Raw genomic sequence first — 21486 nt, 5'->3', positions numbered from 1 at the left:
CCGTTCGGTCTTTCGCAAGCATTCATATTTCCCAAAACACAGCGCATACCGGCCTGTCCCTCACATGATCATCCCCAGCGAGAGGGCCCCGCATTGAAGCCCTTCACCCTGCCCGACTTCTATACCCCGCACCCTGCCCGGCTCAACCCCCATCACGACTACGCCCGCGTCCACGCCGCCGCCTGGGCCGAGCGCCTCGGCATGCTCGGCGAGCCCGGGGTCGACGGCAAACCCATCTGGGACGCAGAGAAATTGGATCGCATGGGGTACGCGCTGCTGTGCGCCTACACCCATCCCGACTGCGACGCCGAGACTTTGGCGCTGCTCACCGAGTGGTACATCTGGGTCTTCTACTTCGACGACTGGTTCCTGGCGGAGTACAAGCACACCGGCAATCGCGCCGAGGCCACCCGCTACCTGGCCCGCCTGGAAGAGTTCATGGCCGAACCGGGCTGTCCCGCACCGCAACCCGAGAATGCCTCGGAAGCCGGTCTGGCCGACTGCTGGGCCCGCACCGTCACGGCCATGTCCCCGGACTGGCGCCGGCGCATGCGCCGCTCCACCCACAACCTCATGGTCGAATCCCTCTGGGAACTGGACAATATCGCCCGCGACCGGGTGGCCAATCCCGTCGAGTACATCGAGATGCGCCGCCGCGTGGGCGGCGCGCCCTGGTCGGCCGCCCTGGTCGAATTCGCCTGCGGCGCCGAGGTACCCGACCGGTTCGCGGAGGAACGCCCGCTGCGGGTGCTGTGCGAAACCTTCTCCGACGCGGTGCATCTGCGCAACGACCTGTTCTCCTACGAACGCGAGGTCCGGGTCGAAGGCGAGAACGCGAACATGGTGCTGGTGCTGGAACGGTTCCTGGGCCTGCCCACCCAGGCCGCCGCCGAGCTGACCAACGACGTGCTCACCTCCCGGCTGAAGCAGTTCGAGGACACCGCGCTCGCCGAAGTGCCGCAACTGTTCGCCGAACGCGCGGCCACCCCGGCCGAGCAGTACGCCGTGGCCCGCTACACCCAGGGTTTGCAGGACTGGCAGTCCGGCGGCCACGAGTGGCACCTGCGCTCGAGCCGCTACATGAACAGCGGCGTCGATCGCGGGCCGACCGGCCTGGGCACCGCCGCGGCCCGGCTCGCGCCCGGGTTGCGGGTGCAGGTGAAACAGCATGTGCCGCCGCCGCGGGTCGCGGGTCCGCTGCCGGTGCGCGGGCTCGTCATGCCGTACCGGGTCACGGTGAATCCGCACGTCGATCTGGCCCGGGCGGACCTGCCCGAGTGGACGGCGTCGGTGGGCCTGCTGGACACACGGGTCGGCTGGACCGCCGAATCGCTGGCGGCCGCGGACTTCCCCGCGCTGATGGCCATGCTCGATCCCGCGGCCGACGCGGCGAACCTGGTGCTGCGCAGCCGCTGGTGCACCTGGGGAACCTATGCCGACGATCTGGCCACACGGGTGTTCCGCGCCGATCCGGTCGGCGGCCGGGACCAATTGCGGCGCTTACCGCTTCAGCTCACCGAGGCCGCCCCGGCGCCGATCAGTCCGCTCGAACTGGGACTGGCCGCGCTGTGGGCCGATACGTCGGCCGAGTGCGACGAGCGTGGTCGGAATCTGTTGCGCGCGACTCTGATCGAATTGTTCGAAGGCTGGATCACCGTGCTGGACAATGAGACCCGGAAGCGATTGCCGGACCCCGTCGACTATCTCGAATTGCGACGAGTCACCTCCGGCGGGCCGTTGTTCGGCGCGCTGGATGCTCTGCATTCGCCCGAGTTGGCCACCGATTCCCGGATGGTGGAGCTCGCCGACGCCAGTATCATTCGGCAGCTGCAACATTCGGCGCAGGATTTCTCCGGACTGGTCAATGATCTCTATTCCTATCAGCGGGAGATCGAATACGACGAGGAGTTGCACAACCTGGTGTATCTGACCCAGTCGTTCCTGGGCTGTTCGCGCGAACAGGCGGCCGCGATCGTGGTGGATCTCGCCAATGAGCGGCTGGCGCAGTTCGAACTCGTCGTGCGCGACCAGCTGCCCGGATTCTTCGCCGATCACGCACTGCCGGAGCAGGTTCGGGCGGCGATTCTGGACCACGTCGAGCGGCTCCGCGGTCAGATGGCGGGAAACCTGTACTGGCACAGCATGACCGGTCGCTATTCCGAGGCGGCCTTGCGGGTATCGCGGCCCCGGCCCGCGTTCGGCCGCCCGCTGGGTCCCTTCGTCAGCGTGCTGGCCGACCCGGCGGCGCGCCGCTGATCCGGTCGTCCGTCACCGAGCGAGCCGGGTCGGCGCTGCATCCGGCGACCATGAGTCCGCAGCGGTTCACTGGAGGTTGCCATGAGTTCGTCGACAGCGGCCGGCCCCGCCTTCTCGCACCGGAAGGGCCTGCGGGACAGCGGAATCGGGTCCGGTGACCGCGCCCACTATCTGCTGCGCCGCGCCCAGCGGCTGACCCGGCCGCTGCTGCGGGCGGCGTTCGACACCCTGCCCAGTGAACTGCGCCTGATGGCCGAGTATCACCTGGGCTGGTGTGACGCCAACGGTGCCGTCACCACGGGGGAGGGCCGCGCTGCTGGGTTGCGCGTGCGCCATCGGTGCGCTGTGCGCGGGCGCGCCGTCGGAGGCGGTGGCGGCGATGGACCGCTTCGGCCGCGAACTCGGTCTCGCCTGCCAGTTGTGCGAGGACCTGCGCGGCATCTGGGGTGAGCCCGGCAATCCGAGCCGGCCGATCGGTCATGATCTGATGCGGCGCAAGCATTCGCTGCCGGTGGTGGTCGCGCTCGAGTCGCCGACGCCCGCGGGCCGGGAGTTCGCCGCGCTCTACGCCTCCGCGGCCGCGCTGGATCGGGAAGCGGCCGTCCGCGCCGCCGATCTCATCGCGCGGGCGGGCGGAAAGGACTGGGCGCAAGCGGAATCCCGGCGTCATCAGCGTGCCGCCGCGGACATGCTGGCGGGGCGGCCCGCCGCGGATCTGCTGGCGCTGGCCGAATGCGTGGTGCCGCGGGATCGGTGAGGGTCGAATTCGCGGACCGATGCAAATTCGGACAAATCAATTCGACCGGGCGGTTCATATTGTGCGGCAATATCTTTCCGTGATCCCGACGTCAAGAAGGGTTAACCGAGCTGCGGCCGGTGTAGCGGATCACTTGCGCTGGTGATGCTGGTTTCCGCGCCCAGTGAATTCGGTAGCGCGAAGGGACTTAGGTAATTGATTCGCCGGAATCCATTGCTCCAAAACTGCTGGGCTGTCACGATATCCCACACGCGGTGAGCGGGTTCGATGCGGGTCGCCGTCGAAATATCAACCAGGCGTGCGTGTTTCGCCATCGGCTGCCACCGTTCGCGAATTCACGCCGTGCCGTCGTGCCTATTTCCCAGGAGTTCGCGCATGACTACCGGAGCTGTCGCCGGACCCGGGGGACCGCCGGCGCTGGACCGCGGACCCGCGCGCGACCTGGTCCGGGAATTGGCGCAGGCCGCGGCCACCACGCGGACCGGGGTGCTGCGGGTGACCGGGGAGCCGGGCGGGGACCTCCATGTCGTCCACGGGCTGGTGGTCACCGTGGATTCGCCCGGCGCGCCCGGGGTGCGCGAATTGCTCGCCCGCCCCGGGCGCACCTCCACGGGGGCGGCCGATCGGCGGCTGGTGGCCATGGCGGCCGCGATCGACGGCTGTTTCGCCATCGCGTCCGGCTGGATCGGCGCTTGCTTCTGGCAGGCCGACGAGGCCGAGTCCGCGGCCTCGGAGCCGGGCCTCGAACCCGGTTGGCTGCTGCTCGAGACCGAACGACGGCTGGCCGCGCTCGCCCACGGCCGCGTCTCGCCGCACCGCAATCCGCTGCTGCTCACCGAACGCGGCCGGGTGCTGCTCAGCGGTCCCGGCAGCGGACAGCGCCGGGAGATCCTGCTCTGGGCCAACGGCCGGCGCAGCTGCCGCGATATCGCGAAGCTGTTGTCCCGCAGCCTGTATGCGGTCACCGTCGAGGTGGTGCGCATGCTCGACGACGACCTGCTCGCCATCGCGCCGGTGGAACCCGACCCGCTGCCGGTGGACACCGCGCCCGCCCACGGCCCGGGCCGCTCGCGGCTGCCGCGCCGCCGGCGCGGGGCCAGCGGCATCAACGACACCCTCCCGCCCTGTCCGCCGCAACCCCTGCCGCGCGGCCAGCGAAGCCTCACCCCAAGAAGATCAGAGAGGACGCAATGAATACTCCGAGCGGGTCCGGCGGCGCCGGCAGCATGACGGATCGGGTCTCGACGCTGGTGAAGATGCTGCGATCGGACGTGCCCGAATGCATCGCCGCGGGCGCCATCGACATGTCGACAGGCATGCTGCTGGCCGTCGAGACCGTCGACAACCATCCCACCGAGGTGCTCGATCTGCTGGCCGCGGCCACCCTGGAACTGTTCCAGGGCCGCAATGTGGTCATGATCGAGAACATCTGGAAGGAGCGGCGCGGCATCCGCCTGGAACGCCACTACTTCCAGGAGATCCTGGTCAACAGCGAGAACCTCACCCACCTGTTCGTGCGCACCGAGAGCCGGGAGGACGTGGTCGTGGTGGTGGTGTGCCGCAAGTCGGTCAATGTGGGCATGCTCTTCGCGCAGGCCCGGCGCGTGCTCAAGGACATCGGCAGGCTCTGATCGCGCGGCTCGGTGCGGACCGGTCAGGGAATGCGGGCCACCGCGCCGAGCATGGACACCGCTTCGGGCCGCGGATGCGGGCGGTACTCCTCGGGCCGCCACAGGGTGACCGCGGTGATGCCCGGCGGGACCAGGGTGAAGCCGTCGAAGAACTTGGCGAACTCGGCGCCCGACCGTAGTTGGAACGGCACGCCGCTGCGGGTGTTGGCCTCGGCGGACCGCGCCAGATCGTGCTCGTCGAGATAGTCGTTGGTGGCGTGCGACATGACCAGGTAGCTGCCGGGCGCCAGCGCGTCGGTGAGGGTGCGGATCAGTTCGTAGGGCTGCTGGTCATCGGTCATGAAGTGCGCGACCGCGACCACCATGAGCGCGACCGGCTTGCTCAGGTCGATGGTCGAGAGCAGGTCGGGATGGTCGAGGATGTGCCGCGGATCGCGTAGGTCGGCGTCTAGGTAGGCGGTCGCGCCCTCAGGGGCGCTGTCGAGCAGATGACGGGCGTGCACCAGCACGATCGGGTCGTTGTCGACATAGACGATGCGCGATTCGGGGGCGATGCCCTGGGCGATCTCGTGCACATTGCCCGCGGTGGGCAGCCCGGTGCCGATGTCGAGGAACTGGCGGATCCCGGCCTCGCCGGTCAGGTACGCGACGGCGCGGCGCAGGAAGTTCCGGTTCTCCACCGCGGCCAGTTGGACCGTCGGGAACGCCTCGGCCACCGCGTCGGCGGACTCGCGATCCGCGGCGAAATTGTCCTTACCACCCAGCCAGTAGTCGTACCGGCGGGCCGGATGTGGTTTGGTGGTGTCGACGCGCTCTGCCGCTGAATCCGAGTTCACAACGCTCCCAATCCTTTTCGGCTACTGTCTGACTATGTCAGCTCCAGTTGCGGACCGGTAGCGGCGGCCCCGCGCCCGCGCCCGCGACATCGCCGGAAGGTTCGTCATGCCGTTGCGCTACAGCCCGTTCGATTTCGATGTCCATTCCGATCCGTACCCTTACTATGCCAGGTTGCGCAGTGAGGCCCCGGTCTACCGGAACGACACCGACGACTTCTGGGCTTTCTCACGCCACGCCGACGTGCTCGCCGCCCTCCGCGATTCCGACCGTTTCTCCAGCGTGAACGGGCTGCGCATGGAACCCGCCTTCTGGGGTCCGCAGGCCGAACGCTTCTTCTCCTTCGTCGCCATGGACCCGCCCAAGCACACCCGGCTGCGCGGTCTGGTCACGCGCGCGTTCACCGCGCATCGGGTGCAGGCGCTGGGTCCGCGGCTGCGCGAGATCGCGGTCGGCATGCTGGAGCCGCTGCTCGAGCGCGGCAGTTTCGACCTGATGGCGGAGTTCGCCGGACCGTTCCCGACCGAGGTGATCTCCGAGCTGGTCGGCGTCCCCGAGGGCGATCGGGAGATGCTGCGCAAGCTCGGTATGGAGATCATGTACACCGAGGAGGAGTCCACCGACCTGCGGCCCGAGGCCATGCAGGCGATCGGCGCGCTGGTCGGGTACTACACCGAGCTGACCATCGAGCGCAGCAAGTCCCGGCAGGAAGACCTGCTCTCGGGCCTGCTCGACGCCGCCGACGGTGACGACCGGCTCACCCCCGAGGAGATCGTGGGCGTGCTGATCCTGCTGGTCGGCGCGGGCATCGAGACCAGCATGCTGACCTTCGGCAATGCCTGGCACGCCGCCGCCCTGCACCCCGCGCAGCGCCGCCAGGCCCTCGACGGGCGCATCGACGACTGGATCGCCGAGGCCATGCGCTGGGATCCGGCCACCCAGACCCAGCTGCGCACCACCACCGAGGCGCTCGAGCTGCACGGCGTCAGCATCCCCGCCGACGCCCGCATCCTGCTGCTCACCGGATCGGCCAACCGCGACCCGGAGGTCTTCGCCGACCCCGACACCTTCGACCTGGACCGCGACACCTCGGCCTCGCTGGTCTTCGGCAGCGGCCGCCACCACTGCCTGGGCTCCAACCTGGCGCTGCTCGAGTTGCGCACCGCCCTGCAGGAAATCGCTTCTCGCGTCGCCGATTTCGAGGTGGACGTCGCGGGCGGCAAGCGCATCCACGCTTCGAACAACCGCGGCTTCGCCACCTTGCCGACCACGGTCACCCTGCGCTGAGCGCAGCTTCCGCGGACTCGCTCAGGGCTTGCGCGCCCGGGCGAGGCCGCGGATGGCGCGCAACCGGCCGTCGGTCAGCGCCCGGGTCAGGTTCTCGATCTTCTCCGGGAAGTTCGCCACAAAAGATTGCAGGCCAACGGGATTCGGCGGATTCTCCAGTACCATCCGCATGATCGTGGCGGCCTGATCGGTGAGATCGTCCCAGCGTTCGACGGTGAACCCCGCCCGCTCGATCGCGCCGCGCAACTCGTCCGAGGTCACCAGATGGCTCTGGTCCGGGCGGTCCGCCCACGGCAGCGGAAAGTCGGGATGATTCCCGTCCGTCCCGGTGATGTCCCAGATGGCAAGCAGGCCACCGGAATCCAGTACCCGATGCGCTTCGCGGTAGAGGCGGTCCTTGTCGGCGATGTTCATCTGCACGTGCTGGCTGAAGACCACGTCGAAGCCGCCGTCGGCGAAGGGCAGATCGGTGACGTCGGCCTGGCGCACCGAGATTCGATCATCCAGTCCCACTGACTGATTGAGCCAACGCGCCGTCTCGCAGTAGTCCTCGGTCAGGTCGACGGCGGTGACCTGACAGCCATAGCTGTCGGCGACGAAGCGCGCGGTGCCGCCGATCCCGCTCCCGGCGTCGAGCACCCGGGTCTCCACGGTGAGTCCGGCCAGCTCGGTGAGACCGCCGGTGGCGATCCGGCCCATGGTGTGAAAGTCCTCCACCAAAGCCAGATCGGCGATCCGCAGCGTGTCGAGGTCGATGCCCGCCGCTGACAGGGCCTTCTCGATGGCGATGCGGGAGATGCCGGACGAATACGGTGTGTCGATCGAAATATCGTTCATATCAGCACTTTTCATGAGAAGGCTGGTGGTGGAACGGAAAGTAACCACTGGTCACATCTACGAGTATGCGACGGTATGTGACCGTCGTCAACATTTCTGCCGAATTGTGGGATCCTGACGGCATGGCCCGGACCACCTACCATCACGGCGCGCTGCGCGCGGCCCTCATCGATGCGGGCCTGGCGCTGGCGAACGACGGCGGGCCCGACCAGGTGGTCCTGCGTGAGGTCGCCCGCACCGCCGGGGTCTCGCATTCGGCCGCCTATCGCCACTTCGCCGACCGTGACGCCCTGCTCACCGAGGTCGCCCGCCGCGCCCGCGCCGAACTCGCCGCCGAGATGCGCGGCCGCATCGCCCGCGCCACCGACCCCCGCGCGCGCCTGCAGGCCACCGGCACCGCCTACATCGGTTTCGCGCTGAGCCGTCCCGGCCTGTTCCGCACCGCCTTCGGCGCGCTCCCGGCCACCGAACCCGACCCGGATGCCGCGCCCGCCGACGACCCGCATCGCATCCTCGGCCAGGTCCTCGACGAGGCGCAGGCGGCCGGCCTGCTGGACCCGCGGGTGCGGCCCGGGGCCGAGATCGCCGCCTGGTCCGCGGTCCACGGCCTGGCCTCCCTGCTGCTCGACGGATCCCTGCCGGCCACCCCGGCCGATATCGATTTCGCGGTCGCCCAGGTGCTCGGCCTGGTGAACCGCGGGCTGCTGGACGACGGGACGCCGGAACCGGCCACCGCGCAACGCGGGTAGGCGGCGTTCGCGGGCCTGACGGGGTCCGGTGGCGCGGGTGCCCCATGATGGGGGCGTGCATCGGATCCGGGAATGGCTGCGGCCCTCGCTTTGGGGACTGCGGATTCGCTCGGCCGTGGTGGCCGCCCTGACCGTGGGCGCGGTGCTGCTGCTCGCAGCCGGGGCCATGCTGGGTCTGCTGAACCGGTCGCTGCTGCGGGAGATCGACACGGCCGCCTCGACCCGCGTGGATGCGATCGCCGGTGAATTGACCCGGACCGCGGTCGCGGAGTTGCCGGATTCGCTGTTCGAGGTGACCGGACAGGTCGGCGTGGTGCAGGTCATCGACGCGCAGGGGCGGATCGCGCGGGAGTCGAACCCGAAACTGGCCACACCGCTGCTGGATCCGGGAACCGTGGGGGAGCGGGAGACCGCACGCCGGCCCGTGCCGTCCTACGACGAGGATCTGCGGGTGTCCGCGCGCACGGTATCGGCACCGGATGGCCGGTACGTCGTCTTGGTCGCCGGGGACAGCGAATCCGCCGAGCACACGGTGAAACGGGTCGCGGCGCTGACGGCGGTGGGCGGGCCGATCGTGGTCGTCGCGGCCGCACTGGCCACCTACCTGCTGGTGGGGCGTTCGCTGCGGTCGGTCGAGGAGATTCGCAGCCGGGTGGCGGTGATCGGCGCGGCCGGGCTCTCGGAGCGGGTGCCCGTGCCCCCGGCCCGCGACGAGATCGCGCGACTGGCCGAGACCATGAACGACATGCTGGCCCGCGTCGAGGCCGGGCACGCGGCGCAGCGCCGATTCGTCGGCGACGCCTCGCACGAACTGCGCAGCCCGCTGGCGGTGGTGACCGCCGCCCTGGAATTGGCGCGGGACCGGCCCGAGGCCCTGGACGCCGAATTGATCGGCGGCACCCTGCTTCCGGAAGCCGAACGCATGCGGCTGCTGATCGAGGACCTGCTGACCTTGGCCGCCGCCGACGAGAGCGGCCTCGAGGTGCGCGGCGACGACGTGGATCTCGACGATCTGGCCGGGGCGCAGGTGCAGGCCTTGCGGTCGCGCGGCGACCACACCGTGCGGGCGGCGATCGAGCCGGTGCGGATTCGGGGCGATCAGCCGAAACTGGCTCGGGTGCTGCGCAATATCGCCGAGAACGCCGCCGCGCACGCCCGCTCCACCGTGGCGGTGACGGTCCTGCGCGACGGCGAATTCGGCCGCGTGATCGTCGACGACGACGGTCCCGGCATCGCCGCGGCCGACCGCGAGCGGGTGTTCGGCCGGTTCGTGCGGCTGGAGGCCGACCGGGCCCGCGCCACCGGCGGATCCGGGCTCGGCCTGGCCATCGTCGCGGAAATCGTGGCCGCCCACGGTGGTTCGGTCACGATCGGTGAATCACCGTGGGGCGGAGCCCGATTCGTCGTGGATCTGCCCGTCGCCGGACCGGCCGGGATCGACCATCCGATAGCCGACGCCCCGTAGCGTCTCGATACTCGTGCAGCCGAACGGCGTATCGATCTTCTTGCGCAGGTAGCCGATGTACACCTCGACGACGTTCTCCGGACCGTCGTAGTGGGCGTCCCACACATTGCGCAGGATCTCGTGCTTGGTCAGCGCCAGACCCTGGTGCCGCAACAGGAATTCCAGCAGCCCGAATTCTCGGGGCGTCAGGGTGAGCGCGGTGTCCCCGCGCAGCACGGTGCGCCGGGCCGGATCCAGCACCAGGTCACCGGCCGACAGCAGGGCCGGCTGTTGCGGTGCGCGGCGGCGCAGCAGGGCCCGCAGCCGGGCGATGAGCACCACGAAGGAGAAGGGCTTGGTCAGGTAGTCGTCCGCGCCGAGGTCGAGCGCGTCGGCCTGTTCGTAGTCGCCGTCCTTGGCGGTGAGCATGAGGACCGGGGTGGTCACGTCCTGCGCGCGCAGCCGGCGCAGCACCTCGTAGCCGCTCAGTCCGGGCAGCATGATGTCGAGCACGATCACGTCGAAGCCGTCCTCGATCGCGGCCGCGAGCCCCGCGGTCCCGGTGTGGGCCAGCTGGACCACGAAACCCTCGAGCTCGAGCCCGCGGCGCACCGTCCGCGCCAGCCGCTCCTCGTCCTCGATCACCAGCACCCGCACGGCCACCAGCATGCCCGACCGCCGCGCCCGCGTCGGCCCGACCCGCTCTCAACGTTCTCTCAGCGATGCCGTGGCAACCTCGGTGGCATGCTGTCCTCACCACCCGCGCAGAAGGAAGAAGCCACGACGACACCGCCCACGGGGTTCCCCGATCGCACGTTGACCGGCGTGTGGATCGCGTCGGCGCTGGCCGCGGTCATCCTCGTGCTCACCTGCGCGGTGGTGTGGGCCGACGGCCCGGCCGGCCCGGACGCGGGCTGGCTGCAGTGGTTCATCGACCACCGCACCGGCACCTGGACGACGGTGGCGAAGGCGGTCAGCGCGGCCGGGGACACCACCACCGTCGCGGTGTACTCGACGCTGGCGTGTGCGGTGCTGGCCTGGCGCAAGCACTGGGACGACGCGGTGCTGGTCGCGGTGACCGCGATCGGCGCGGGCCTGCTGGTGTTCTTCGGCAAACTGCTGATCGGCCGCGACCGTCCACCGGTCGTCGACCACCTGGTCACCGAGACCAACCACTCCTACCCCTCGGGTCACGCCCTGGGCTCGACGGTGGTGATCGGCATCCTGGTCGCGGTCGCCCTGCCCACGCTGCGCGGCCTCACCCGCGCCATCGTGGTGGCCCTCGCGATCCTGTTCGTCCTGGCCGTCGGCATCTCCCGCCTCTACCTGGGCGTGCACTGGCCGACGGACATCCTGGCCGGCTGGCTCATCGGCGCCTGCTGGCTCACGATCTGCCTGACCCTGCGCCCCTTCACCCACCTGGTGACCGACCGCCTGCCCGCCCGTCTCCGAAGCTAGCGGGGACCAGCTTGCTCCGATGCCCGCTGTGGCGCAGCGTGATTCCCGATCAGGAGCGGCGCGGCAGCAGTCGCCGCGAGACGTGCGCGGTGAGGTCCTCGGCCAGGGGCGGCGGTGCGGGCCGGGCGGGCGGTGGCGGGGCCGAGCGGGCGTCGCCGGAGATTCGGATGAGCAGCCCGAGGATGATGTAGTTGGCGAGCAGCGACGAACCGCCGTAGGACATGAACGGCGTGGTCAGACCGGTCAGCGGAATCAGTTTGGTGACACCGCCGACGACCACGAACAACTGCCAGCCGATGGAGAAGGCCAGCCCGCCGCCGAGCAGTTTGCCGAACGCGTCGCGGATGGTGAGCGCGGCGCTGAAGCCGCGGATGCACAGGATGAGGAACAGTACGAGCACTCCGGCCAGTCCGACCAGCCCGAGTTCCTCACCGATGGTGGAGATGATGAAGTCGGTCTTGGCGAACGGCACGTCCTGCGGCCGCCCGTTGCCCATGCCGGTCCCGATCAGGCCGCCGGTGCCCATGCCGAACAGGCCCTGCGAAATCTGGTATCCCGTCGTGTAATACGTGGCGAGCGGGTCCTGCCACACCTCCACGCGCACCCGCACGTGCGCGAACAACTGGTAGGCGATGATCGCGCCCACCGAGAACATGGCCAGCCCGATCAGCAGCCACGACGCCCGCCCGGTGGCGATGTACATCATGGCCAGCACGGTGCCGAACACCAGCAGTGAGAAGCCCAGGTTCTTCTCGTACACGAGCACCAGCACCGCGACGAAGGTGACCAGCAGCAGCGGGGCCAGGTCGCGCAGGCGCGGGAAGGTCATGCCCAGGAAGCGTTTTCCCTCGCTGGCGAACAGGTCCCGGTTGGCGACCAGGAACGCCGCGATGAAGATGATCAGCAGCACCTTGGCGAATTCACCGGGCTGAATCGAGAACCCGCTGATCAGGATCCAGCTCTTACCGCCGTTGACCTCGCTGAAGCGGGAGGGCAGCAGCGCGGGGACGAGCAGGGCGACCACCCCGGCCAGCCCGCAGGTGTAGCCGTAGCGGGCGGGCTTGGTGTGATCGGGCACCAGGGCCAGCACCAGCACGAACAGCAGCATCCCCAGGCCGGTCCAGATCAGCTGATGCGCGGAGTCCGAGGATGGCGCCGGTGTGCCCGCGTGCGCGGCCTGCGCCGCCTCGGCGCGGTCGAGCCGGTCGATGAGGACCAGGCCGATACCGTTGAGCAGCACCACGCAGGGCAGCAGCACCGGGTCGGCGGCGGGCGCCCAGCGCCGCACCGCCAGATGGGTGACCGCCACGAAGACGCTGAAAACGACCAGGGCGCGGATACTCTGGCCGTCGAAGCCGTTGCCGGTGGCCGAGGTCATGGCCAGATAGGCGAAGGCGGTCAGCGCCAGGGCCGCGACGCACAGCAGCAACTCGGCGTTGCGCGGAACTCGTCCGCTCGACCTCGCCGGGGCAGGGCTGTGCCGAATCGCGCTCACACCGAACAGTATCGCGCGCGGTCGAGGGATCAGGAGCCAAAGCAGCGGGGCAGCGGTGATCACTGGGGGCACGCTGGGGGATCGGCTGGGACGGATCCGGTGGACCCCGATCTGGGGCGGATTCGGGCCCCGCATCGAACCGAACGGCGGGCCGGTTCGTGTCAGCGATACCAGCGTGCCGACGATTCGAGGTCACGATGAGCATCGATCAGGTCGGGCGGCGAGAGGTCGTCGTCGCGGCGGGAGTGGTGATGGTGGCGGCGTGCACGAACCAGCGCGCCGCGGCACCCGTGACCGGCTCCGGTGCGCCCGCGACGACCACCACGACCCCGCCCGCCACCACGACCACCGCCGCGCCGCCGCCCGCCGCCGAACCGCCCGCGGCCGAGCCCGGTCCCGCACCGGTGAACGGCACTGTGCTCGCCGGGACCGCCGACGTGCCGGTCGGTGGTGGCGTGATTCTCGGGGACACCGTGGTCACTCAGCCGAATGCCGGTAATTTCCTGGCCTTTTCGAGCGTCTGCCCGCATCAGGGCTGCGCGGTGAACGCGATTTCCGGCGGCATGATCAACTGCCCTTGTCACGGCAGTCAATTCGCGTTGGACGGGTCGCTGGTGCGCGGCCCGGCCACGCGCGGGCTCGCCGCCCGGCAGGTGTCGGTGCGCGACGGGCAGCTGATCGCCGGGCCCGCGCCGGCGCCGGCGGTGGCCCCGGCGGCCGAGGAAGCGCCGCCCGCCGTGCCCGCACCGGCGACGGTGACCGAGCCGGGCGCCCCCGACAACGCCATCGCCCGGACCTCGGACGTTCCGGTGGGCGGCGGCGTGATCGTCGGCAATACCGTTGTGACGCAGCCGAATGCGGGCAACTTCGTCGGATTGTCGGTGGTCTGCACGCATTTGGGCTGCGCCGTCAACGACATCTCCGGCGGGACCATCAACTGTCCCTGTCACGGCAGCAAGTTCAACCTCGACGGGTCGGTCGCGGCCGGTCCCGCCACCCGATCGCTGGACGGGCGGGAGGTGAGCGTGCAGGGCGACTGGGTGGTGTCGGGTGCGGGCGATCCGAACGCGCCGATCCCGCCGCCGAAACCCTGGTGGTGCGAGATCATTCCGCCGGGGTGCCTGGGCTGCTGACTCGGTCAGTAGGACTGGGCGGTCGAGGCCCAGTGCGGGGACAACTGGTCGGCGACCGCGCGGGGGAACGAGACGTGCTTGGGGTCGCCGTCGGAGGTGTAGCGGGCGCCGGGATTGGCGTCGAACCAGTCGAGCCAGTACGTGGAATCGAAGGCAACCGGGTTGCGGCCGGAGCGGATTCGGGGGATGGCGGTGGGGTCGAGCGCCGCCGTGATGGGGGAGACGGCGGGATTCGCGCCCACCAGCAGGATGCCGCCGAATCGGTAGGGTGTGCCGTCCCAGCTGCCCGCCGAGGCGAGGCCGTGGTCGGCGGGATAGACGCCGAGCGGCAGGGCCATGGAGTGAATGGTGGTGCCGGGCGCGGCGGCGGTGATCGCGCGCAGGTTCTGCACCAGTTCGCGTTGCACGTCGGTGGGCGGGAGCTGCCCCAGGTTGGCGTGGGTGGCGGTGTGCGCGCCGATGTCGTAGCCGTGGCGGACCAGCCAGGGCACGGCGCGCGGGTCCTCGCCGAAGGGTTCGTTGTTGATGTAGAAGGTGGCGGTGGCCGCGAAATCCTGGTGGCGGGAATGGAATTGCTCCAGCAGGCCGACCGCGCAGTCGGGGGCCGGGTCGCCGCTCGGCGTGAGGGTCAGCTGGGCGCCGGTGGAGTCGTCGAAGGTGAGGACCACCGGATGGGTGCCCGCCGGCAGATCGATGGCGCCCGCCAGATACTCGGCCATGGTGATCGGGCGGTAGCCCTCGGTGTAGAGCCGTTCCAGTTCGGCGGTGAATTTCGCCGGGGTCTGGTCGTATTCGCCGGCCGGTGCGGCCTCGACGCGGTGATACATGAGGATCGGGATCTGTCCGAGCTCGTTGGCGGCGACCGCGGCCGGATCCGGTGGCCGCGACGCCGGGGGTAACACGGTGACCGCGGCCGGGCTCGGCGTGGTGGATCCCCCGCACGCGGTGGCGGTCGCGCACAGCAGCGCCGCCGTGACCATTCGCAGCATGGCCGTGCCCTTCATCGCCGCAACGCTACGCGGCGACAACGGTTTTGAGGTGATCTCGACGAAAATCGGACGTCGCTCGCGCGCAGGCGCGATAGTGATGCCAACAGCCGTCTGTGGAAGTTGGTGTCTAGGTTGCTCATGCGACTCCGGTCGATCCGCCGTCGGCGGGCCGCCCTGCTCGCGATCGGCGCGGTGGTGTTCCTGCTGCTAACCGCGGTGGTGTTCGTCTTCGGGCGCAGCCGCCCCTCGGCCGCCGTGCAGCCGCCCACCCTGGAACTGGCGCCGACCCCCGCCGCCACCTCCTATCGGGATCCGGTGCTGGTGCGCGGCAAGGCGATCGGCGCGAAGCAGGTCGCCGTCGGCGAGCTGTCGGTGCGCCCGGCCGCGGACGGCTCGTTCGAGATCCGGCTCGGCCATGCCCCGATCGACACCACCGTCGTCGCCACCGGCGCCTCCGGTGATGTCGTCACCAGCCCGCTGAAGGTCGAGGTGGCATTGCCGCGCATCCGCGCCGTGCATGTCACCGCCTACGCGTGGGCCTACGACCCGATGCGCGACGCCGTGCTGGACCTGGCCCGCGAGGGCCGCATCGACACCGTCCAACTCGATATCAAGGACGAGGACGGCATGATCGGCTACGACTCACAGGTGCCGCTGGCCCGTGAATCCGGCGCCGCCACCTCGATTTACGACGCTCCGGCCGCGCTGAAGCAGCTGCACGACATGGGGTTGAAGGTCGTCGGCCGCATCGTCGCCTTCCGTGACCCGACGCTGGCCGCCTGGGCCTGGCACAACGGGCACCCCGACTGGGTGATCCAGAACGGCGGCGGTCAGCCCTACTCCAGCGGGTACGGCGCGATCGCCTTCACCAACTTCGCCAGCCCCGAAATCCGCTCCTACAACCGTGATCTCGCGGTCGAGGCGGCCCGGCTCGGCTTCGACGGCGTCATGTACGACTACATCCGCCGCCCCGACGGCGCGCTCGGCGGCATGCAGTTCCCGGGACTCACCGAATCGCCGTCGGAGTCCATCGCGAACTTCCTGCGCGACTGCCGCGACCCGATCCACGACGCGGGGGCGTCGGTGAGCGCCGCCGTCTTCGGTATCGCCGCCACCCGGCCCGACGAGATCGCGCAGGATATTCCGGCGATGGCGCGCTACTCGGATTTCCTGGCCCCGATGCTGTACCCCTCGCACTGGCACGCCGGTGAATACGATGTCGCCAGCCCGAATTCGCAGCCCTACGACATCGTGTTCCGGTCCCTGCAGGACTTCCGGGCCCGCACGGCGGGCACCACCGCCCAGGTGATCCCGTGGCTGCAGGACTTCAGTCTGGGCGTCGCCTACGGTGACGCCCAGGTGAAGGCTCAGATCGACGCCACCTACGCGGCGGGGTACAACGGGTTCTTCCTGTGGAATCCCGCTGTCAGCTATCACCCCGGCGCGATGGTCCCCAACTGATTCTCAGTCGCGGGTGAGGGTGGTGGCGAGCGCGGCGACGGCGAGCTGGGATCGGGTGGCCTGCACGGTCACCTCGTAGACCGGCCGGCCGCTCAGCTGGGTGTTCACGAATCCCGCCAGCTCCGGATCGTCGGCCGGATTCGCTTCGCGCACATCGAGAGCGCCCTCGAGTTCGCGGGGATTGTCGTCCAGTCCGGCCGCGCGCGGCAGCAGGCGCAATCCGTCGGTGGTGTAGAGCTGCACACCGTAGTCGCGGCCGGTCGGTGAGGTCAGGGTGGCCGGGTGTTTGGTTTGCGCCCAATCGAAGTCGTCGAAGCGCAGGGTCCAGCCGGCCGGCAGGCCGCCCCGGAAGGTGATGCCGGTCGGGTCCACCAGCGTTCGCGCGGACATGTCGCTCGCGGGATTCTGGACGGGGCTGCCCGTGAGCGGCTGATCGTCGGCGGTGAATTCCCAGGCCGGGCCGCGAAGATCCTTGTGCCAGTAGCCGGTCCGGCCGCCCTGCGTGCCCTCGACCCGCAGTTCGCGATTCTCCGCCGCGTCGCCGGTGACGTGAATCGAGATGCGCGAGGTGATCTCGCCCGGAATCTTGGGCTGGGGCTGCCAGTCCTCGGCGGGTAGCGAGATCGCGGCATAGGCCGGGTTGAACCGTTCGGTCAGCTGGTCCGGCGCCGACGGCAGCGCCCCCTGATCCAGCCAGGTGTAGCGCCCCGGAATGTGATTGGACCCGGCCATGTCCAGGTCGTACTTGCGGGTGAACATGTCGCCGTACCGATTCATCACGAACGTCACCGAACCCGACACCGACAGCGACTCGGAGACGAACCGTCCGCCCAGCGGTCCACCGATCTCGTAGCTCAAATCGGCTGGCAGCCAAGGGTCTTGATAGGTGATGCGCGACCCGTCCTGCGACAGGGCGACCAACTCGACCAGGCCCGCCTGCGTCGGATGGTTGTAGCCCTTCGCGTCCTCGAAGCTCTTCGACATCCGATGACTGATGGCCCACCGGCTCGACGCGACCGGACCGTCCCCGGTCCCCGGCACCTGCTCACCCGGCCATAACCAGATCGGCCCACCGTAGGAGAACGTCCAATTCCACAGCATCGGTCCCGACAGCAGATTGTCCATCGAGTAGATCCACCCGTTGTGGTCCGCCGCGACGAGCATGTTCCCGTCCACCGAAACCGCCGCCACCTGCCCGTCCAGACACCCCGGCGTAGGCACCTTCCGCCACGCGCCCTCCGACCCCCGCGGCCGCGTGTACAACGACCCGTCCCGCAGCACGACCTCCGCGAAACTGTTGAATCCCTGTGTCCCGTCCCGCAGTTCGACATTCGGCGGGAAACTCACCCTCGCCGGCGCGGCCGACAGATCATCGAATTCCGCCACTCCCCGAATGCTCGGCAACGGCAGGAAAAGTCCCGGCAACGGCGGAATCACCTGCAACGTACTCATAGCGGGCACGCACCCCAACGGCCGAGTCCCCGCCTCCACGTCCGCATTGGCGACCGCCCCACCATCGTGCACCGCCACCACCACGCCGACAGCCACCATCGCCGCCACCGATTTCCACACCGAGCGCCCTGTCATCCGAGCAATCTAACCCAGCCCCTTCCCCGAAAGACCCACCATTACCAGGCGATTTGCGCACCCCCAACCCCCATGGTGTACCTTCGTCCAGTCGCCGGGGAATCCCGGCAACAACCCATCCGGGGCTATGGCGCAGCTGGTAGCGCACCACACTGGCAGTGTGGGGGTCAGGGGTTCGAGTCCCCTTAGCTCCACCCATTGATACAGGTCAGGCCCGGTCTAATACCGGGCCTGACCTGTTTTTATTTCACCAACCCCGCGTTTACCCCACGGTTTCGATTGAAAACGAATCGGGCCCTGCCGCGGCATGGGGCGAAGATGTGCGCGGGATCCGTCCAGTTCTGGCGGGCGGCCATGATCGTGTTTCTGGTCGATACCGGTTCGCGCGCATGGTGCCCGCCGACGAATAATCCCTTCTAGATCAGTTGCCGGCGACCTGATTTCGTGCGATGGAAGCGGCGTGCCCCATGAACGTCTCCGTCGGCACCGATATGCGGTCGACGTGCTTGCGGCGCCAGGTGCTCTCGATGCTGTGCGGGTCCAGAACGTCGAGGCATTCGATCATCGGGCACTTCTCCTCCTCGAACAGGTCGAAGCGGTGCACGTCGCCGCCAGCCTGGTGACGCGGATAGACGACGGCGGGGAGTGCCGGCACAGGGTCATCGAGATAGTGATGTTCGGCCGCGGGGAGAACGCACCAGCCGGTGACATCCGCCCAGCCAGCTCGATCGAGGGTCTCGGCACCCTTCTGGTGCACAAGCTGCCAGGCCAAGGGCGGGAAGAACACCGTCGCAATGCTGTGGAGACAGGCTGCTGACCCGTCGGGATTCGGTATCCGGCGGGGGCCTGCGAGGTAGCCTCCACTGCTGGTTCCGGATACCCAGGCGGTCTTGCCCCTTCTTGCCGTGGTGCCGAACCGAGGCTGCTGGCCGTCGTGCCCGTGTGGACGTTTCCATCACCTGCTCTCGTTGATTCCTGCTGGAAGAATCCAGGAATTGTAGGTGCCGAGACATGGGGCGAGGAAATGGATTTCAGAGCGACGAAGCCATGGTGGCTGTGGGGTCGTCGAGCACTCGAATCCGAACTCGCTGTTGTGGGTTCGGGGTTCTTCGATGTTCACGCCCAAGAACCGGGAGTCGCGATGGCCAGTCGCCAGGCGGCCTCGTTGAAATCCTCTTCACGGTCGATCACCGACAGTCACCGTGAAAGTTTGGGGTAGTTTTGGCGCGGGTCGAATCCGTCGTGTTCCCAACGCTTCCCGGTCGGAAGCCGACCATGATGGAGCGCCGATGCGTGGCGCCCACCACCCACCACTTTCAAAACACTGCCTAGGTGTCGAACGATCCCTCGTATGCGTGCAACAGGGCGAGAGCCTGGTGGAGTGCGTTCGTGAGGTGCTGGTGGGAACCGGTCGCCCTGTCCATGATCGCGCCACCCTGTAGGGCGGCGACGAACGCGGACGCCAGTGCAGGCACCGGGGCGTCCGAGCGCACAAGCCCGGCGCTCTGCATGGCCGAGAGCTGCTCGCACAGATTGTCGATCCACCGCTCGTACATGCGCGCGACCAGATTGCGGGTGAAGGTGTCGTTGTCCAGTGCTCGTCCCGCGAGGGCCGCGATTTCACAGGCGTCGTGGATTGTCTGCTGGGAGTGCAGCTCCACGATCCGGTCGATCCAGCGTTCCCACGCCGGCCAGGAGGTGAGCGGCTCGGCCGGGGCGTCGGCTTCCGCTACGCGGCTCAGATGGCGTTCGGCGGCGGCGCGGCGCAGTTCGTCCTTCCCGTGTGGGAAGTAGTGGAAAATCTGGCCTTTGCTGGTACCGGTCAGGCCGATGACATCATCGAGGTTGACGTCGTTGCCGGATATGAGTAGATCGGCGGCGGCCTCGACGATACGAGCCTTGGTCGCCTCCCCTTTGCGAGTGGGCATACCACACCCTACATTTTTGGACTTGAAAGTCCAAAAAGTTGGTGCCAGCCTGGCGGACGTGAAAGTCCACAACCTCTCGGGCCGGGGACGTTTCGCGGGCGCACTGCTGTTGCTGGCCGGGCTGCAATACCTGGCGCTGGAGTACGTTTCGGCTCGCGCCTGGCACCGGCCTACCTATAGCTATGCCGTGAATTTCATCAGCGACCTGGGCAATCCGGTCGCCGGGGATGTCTTCGACGGCCGCAGTATCAATTCGCCGCTGCACTCGGTCATGAATTTCGCGTTCGTCGCCCAGGGGGTGCTGTTCATCGCCGCGGGCGCGCTGCTGCTCGCCGCCCGGGAGCGGAGTGACCGCCTGCTGTTGGGACTCGTGATCGCTCACGGTATCGGCGTGATCCTGGTCGGGTTCTTCCACGAGTCGGCCGCCAACCTGCACAACGGCGTTCTCGTAGTGCACGGTATCGGCGCGGCCGTGGCCATCGTGGCGGGCAATGTCGCCGCGATCCTCGCCGGAAGACGGCCTGGCATGCCGACGTGGCTGCGCCGAACCAGCATTGCCCTCGGAGCGCTCGGGCTGGCTTCGTTCGTGCTGCTGCAGGCCGACCGGCCTTTGTATCACGCGGCGGGCGGGATCCCCGAACGCGGTTCGGTCTACACGATCTTGGTGTTCGAAATCCTGCTCGGCACAGTTCTTCTCGTTGCCGGGGCCCGCCGGGCTCCGGACTGCTCCCCAGCGCCAACCGCTGAAAGGTTCCCCGCATGAACAGCATCGCAACACAGCGCTTGATCGGTCGCCGCGCATTGGTCACCGGATCGACCTCGGGTATCGGACGCGCAATCGCTACCGCGCTGGCTCGGGAGGGTGCGGCCGTCGTGGTGTCGGGCCGTAGCAAGGATGCGGGCGAGGCCGTCGTCGAGACGATCCGCACGGCCGGGGGCGCGGCGCATTTCGTGCGCGCCGATCTGGCCGAATCAGGCAGTACCGCAGCCGAACTCGCCGATGCAGCGGCGGCGGCCCTGGACGGCCCGGTCGATCTGCTGGTGAACAATGCCGCTCTGCTCATCCCCGCCCAGTCTCTGCTCGACGTCGACGAGGCGCTCGCGGATCTGGCCCTGACGGTGAATGTGAAGGCCCCGGCACTGTTGACCGCTGCGATCACTCCAGCGATGGTCGCGGCCGGTGGCGGCGCGATCGTCAACACCGGCTCCATCAGAGGTCTGGCCGGCAATGCCGTATCCGCGCTGTACGGGGCGACCAAGGCGGCGTTGCATTCGCTCACCACATCGTGGGCGGCCGAGCTTGCGCCGCAGGGCATCCGCGTCAACGCCGTGGCCCCCGGTCCGACCATGACCGACGAAAACGCCTCCTACCACGACACATTGCGGAGCTTGGCCGCGTCGACACCCGACCGCCGCCCCGGCACCGCCGCCGAGGTCGCCGCTGCGGTGGTTTTCCTCGCCAGCGCCGAGGCAGCCCATATCCACGGTGCGATCCTGCCCGTCGACGGCGGACACCTGGCCATCCGCTGACCACGTATCTCGCCGGTGACTACCGGCGAGATCCCGGCCGGGCTGCCGTCGTGACTTGCCGATAACCCACACGCCAGATCGCAGATCCGCCGATTTCATTCTACCACAGG

General features: G+C 68.8%; 20 protein-coding genes and 1 tRNA gene. 13 read left to right on the top strand and 8 right to left on the bottom strand.

What is annotated here, in order from left to right; genetic code table 11:
* The first annotated feature begins 93 nt into the window (after positions 1-93).
* The 4 genes from ACYVKL_RS12365 (at position 94) to ACYVKL_RS12350 (ending at position 4644) form a co-directional block, all read left to right on the top strand.
* Entirely contained in the window at positions 94-2256 is a 2163-nt protein-coding gene (locus ACYVKL_RS12365) for a terpene synthase family protein (protein ID WP_379162355.1), read from the top strand.
* Positions 2257-2542: 286 nt separating this feature from the next.
* Positions 2543-3013, top strand: a complete 471-nt coding sequence (locus ACYVKL_RS12360; RefSeq protein ID WP_379162352.1) for a polyprenyl synthetase family protein — start codon at positions 2543-2545, stop codon at positions 3011-3013.
* A gap of 375 nt (positions 3014-3388) precedes the next feature.
* On the top strand, positions 3389-4207 hold the full coding sequence (locus ACYVKL_RS12355; RefSeq protein WP_379162349.1) for a hypothetical protein: 819 nt from the start codon (positions 3389-3391) through the stop codon (positions 4205-4207).
* Positions 4204-4644, top strand: a complete 441-nt coding sequence (locus tag ACYVKL_RS12350; RefSeq protein ID WP_379162346.1) for a hypothetical protein — start codon at positions 4204-4206, stop codon at positions 4642-4644. Before ACYVKL_RS12355 ends, ACYVKL_RS12350 begins: the two co-directional genes overlap by 4 nt.
* 23 nt (positions 4645-4667) lie before the next feature.
* Here the strand turns inward: ACYVKL_RS12350 and ACYVKL_RS12345 are convergent, their stop codons facing one another.
* Complete coding sequence (locus ACYVKL_RS12345) at positions 4668-5480, bottom strand: SAM-dependent methyltransferase (protein WP_213560005.1); 813 nt, start codon at positions 5478-5480, stop codon at positions 4668-4670.
* 172 nt (positions 5481-5652) lie between these two features.
* Between ACYVKL_RS12345 and ACYVKL_RS12340 the strand changes: the two genes are divergently transcribed.
* On the top strand, positions 5653-6765 hold the full coding sequence (locus tag ACYVKL_RS12340; protein WP_379162343.1) for a cytochrome P450: 1113 nt from the start codon (positions 5653-5655) through the stop codon (positions 6763-6765).
* Between the two features lie 21 nt (positions 6766-6786).
* Here ACYVKL_RS12340 and ACYVKL_RS12335 read toward each other — a convergent pair whose 3' ends face one another.
* Complete coding sequence (locus tag ACYVKL_RS12335; protein ID WP_379162340.1) at positions 6787-7602, bottom strand: class I SAM-dependent methyltransferase; 816 nt, start codon at positions 7600-7602, stop codon at positions 6787-6789.
* A 122-nt stretch (positions 7603-7724) separates the two neighbouring features.
* Here ACYVKL_RS12335 and ACYVKL_RS12330 point away from each other — a divergent pair, with 122 nt between their 5' ends.
* Both ACYVKL_RS12330 and ACYVKL_RS12325 read left to right on the top strand, forming a co-directional pair.
* Complete coding sequence (locus ACYVKL_RS12330; protein WP_379162337.1) at positions 7725-8351, top strand: TetR/AcrR family transcriptional regulator; 627 nt, start codon at positions 7725-7727, stop codon at positions 8349-8351.
* 55 nt (positions 8352-8406) lie between these two features.
* On the top strand, positions 8407-9816 hold the full coding sequence (locus ACYVKL_RS12325) for a sensor histidine kinase (protein WP_379162333.1): 1410 nt from the start codon (positions 8407-8409) through the stop codon (positions 9814-9816).
* On the opposite strand, the gene ACYVKL_RS12320 is transcribed toward ACYVKL_RS12325, so the two are convergent.
* Positions 9730-10452, bottom strand: a complete 723-nt coding sequence (locus ACYVKL_RS12320; protein WP_379165699.1) for a response regulator transcription factor — start codon at positions 10450-10452, stop codon at positions 9730-9732. The two genes, ACYVKL_RS12325 and ACYVKL_RS12320, sit on opposite strands and share 87 nt — an antisense overlap.
* A gap of 87 nt (positions 10453-10539) precedes the next feature.
* Between ACYVKL_RS12320 and ACYVKL_RS12315 the strand changes: the two genes are divergently transcribed.
* Positions 10540-11253, top strand: coding sequence for a phosphatase PAP2 family protein (locus ACYVKL_RS12315; protein WP_379162330.1), 714 nt, complete (start codon positions 10540-10542; stop codon positions 11251-11253).
* A gap of 49 nt (positions 11254-11302) precedes the next feature.
* Here ACYVKL_RS12315 and ACYVKL_RS12310 read toward each other — a convergent pair whose 3' ends face one another.
* Positions 11303-12748, bottom strand: coding sequence for an FtsW/RodA/SpoVE family cell cycle protein (locus ACYVKL_RS12310; protein ID WP_379162327.1), 1446 nt, complete (start codon positions 12746-12748; stop codon positions 11303-11305).
* Positions 12749-12945: 197 nt separating this feature from the next.
* On the opposite strand from ACYVKL_RS12310, the gene ACYVKL_RS12305 reads away from it, so the two are divergent.
* Positions 12946-13881, top strand: a complete 936-nt coding sequence (locus ACYVKL_RS12305; protein WP_379162324.1) for a QcrA and Rieske domain-containing protein — start codon at positions 12946-12948, stop codon at positions 13879-13881.
* Between the two features lie 5 nt (positions 13882-13886).
* Here ACYVKL_RS12305 and ACYVKL_RS12300 read toward each other — a convergent pair whose 3' ends face one another.
* Entirely contained in the window at positions 13887-14885 is a 999-nt protein-coding gene (locus ACYVKL_RS12300) for a polysaccharide deacetylase family protein (RefSeq protein WP_379162321.1), read from the bottom strand.
* A gap of 123 nt (positions 14886-15008) precedes the next feature.
* Between ACYVKL_RS12300 and ACYVKL_RS12295 the strand changes: the two genes are divergently transcribed.
* On the top strand, positions 15009-16331 hold the full coding sequence (locus tag ACYVKL_RS12295) for a putative glycoside hydrolase (protein ID WP_379162318.1): 1323 nt from the start codon (positions 15009-15011) through the stop codon (positions 16329-16331).
* A gap of 3 nt (positions 16332-16334) precedes the next feature.
* Here ACYVKL_RS12295 and ACYVKL_RS12290 read toward each other — a convergent pair whose 3' ends face one another.
* Positions 16335-17918 (bottom strand): hypothetical protein, encoded by a 1584-nt coding sequence (locus tag ACYVKL_RS12290; protein WP_379162315.1) that lies wholly within the window; start codon positions 17916-17918, stop codon positions 16335-16337.
* A gap of 121 nt (positions 17919-18039) precedes the next feature.
* Here ACYVKL_RS12290 and ACYVKL_RS12285 point away from each other — a divergent pair.
* Positions 18040-18112, top strand: a tRNA-Ala gene (locus ACYVKL_RS12285).
* 227 nt (positions 18113-18339) lie between these two features.
* On the opposite strand, the gene ACYVKL_RS12280 is transcribed toward ACYVKL_RS12285, so the two are convergent.
* Together ACYVKL_RS12280 and ACYVKL_RS12275 are read right to left on the bottom strand one after the other, a co-directional pair.
* Complete coding sequence (locus ACYVKL_RS12280) at positions 18340-18705, bottom strand: hypothetical protein (protein WP_379162312.1); 366 nt, start codon at positions 18703-18705, stop codon at positions 18340-18342.
* 541 nt (positions 18706-19246) lie between these two features.
* The gene (locus tag ACYVKL_RS12275; RefSeq protein ID WP_379162309.1) at positions 19247-19846 is read right to left on the bottom strand and encodes a TetR/AcrR family transcriptional regulator; all 600 of its coding nucleotides are present in this window, start codon (positions 19844-19846) and stop codon (positions 19247-19249) included.
* On the opposite strand from ACYVKL_RS12275, the gene ACYVKL_RS12270 reads away from it, so the two are divergent.
* Both ACYVKL_RS12270 and ACYVKL_RS12265 read left to right on the top strand, forming a co-directional pair.
* On the top strand, positions 19839-20609 hold the full coding sequence (locus ACYVKL_RS12270; RefSeq protein ID WP_379162306.1) for a DUF998 domain-containing protein: 771 nt from the start codon (positions 19839-19841) through the stop codon (positions 20607-20609). The genes ACYVKL_RS12275 and ACYVKL_RS12270 overlap by 8 nt on opposite strands.
* Entirely contained in the window at positions 20606-21376 is a 771-nt protein-coding gene (locus ACYVKL_RS12265; protein WP_379162303.1) for an SDR family NAD(P)-dependent oxidoreductase, read from the top strand. The genes ACYVKL_RS12270 and ACYVKL_RS12265 overlap by 4 nt, the downstream gene beginning before the upstream one ends.
* Positions 21377-21486 lie beyond the last annotated feature (110 nt).

The sequence above is a fragment of the Nocardia tengchongensis genome, assembly GCF_054781395.1.
This window is presented reverse-complemented; position numbering and strand designations above follow the sequence as displayed.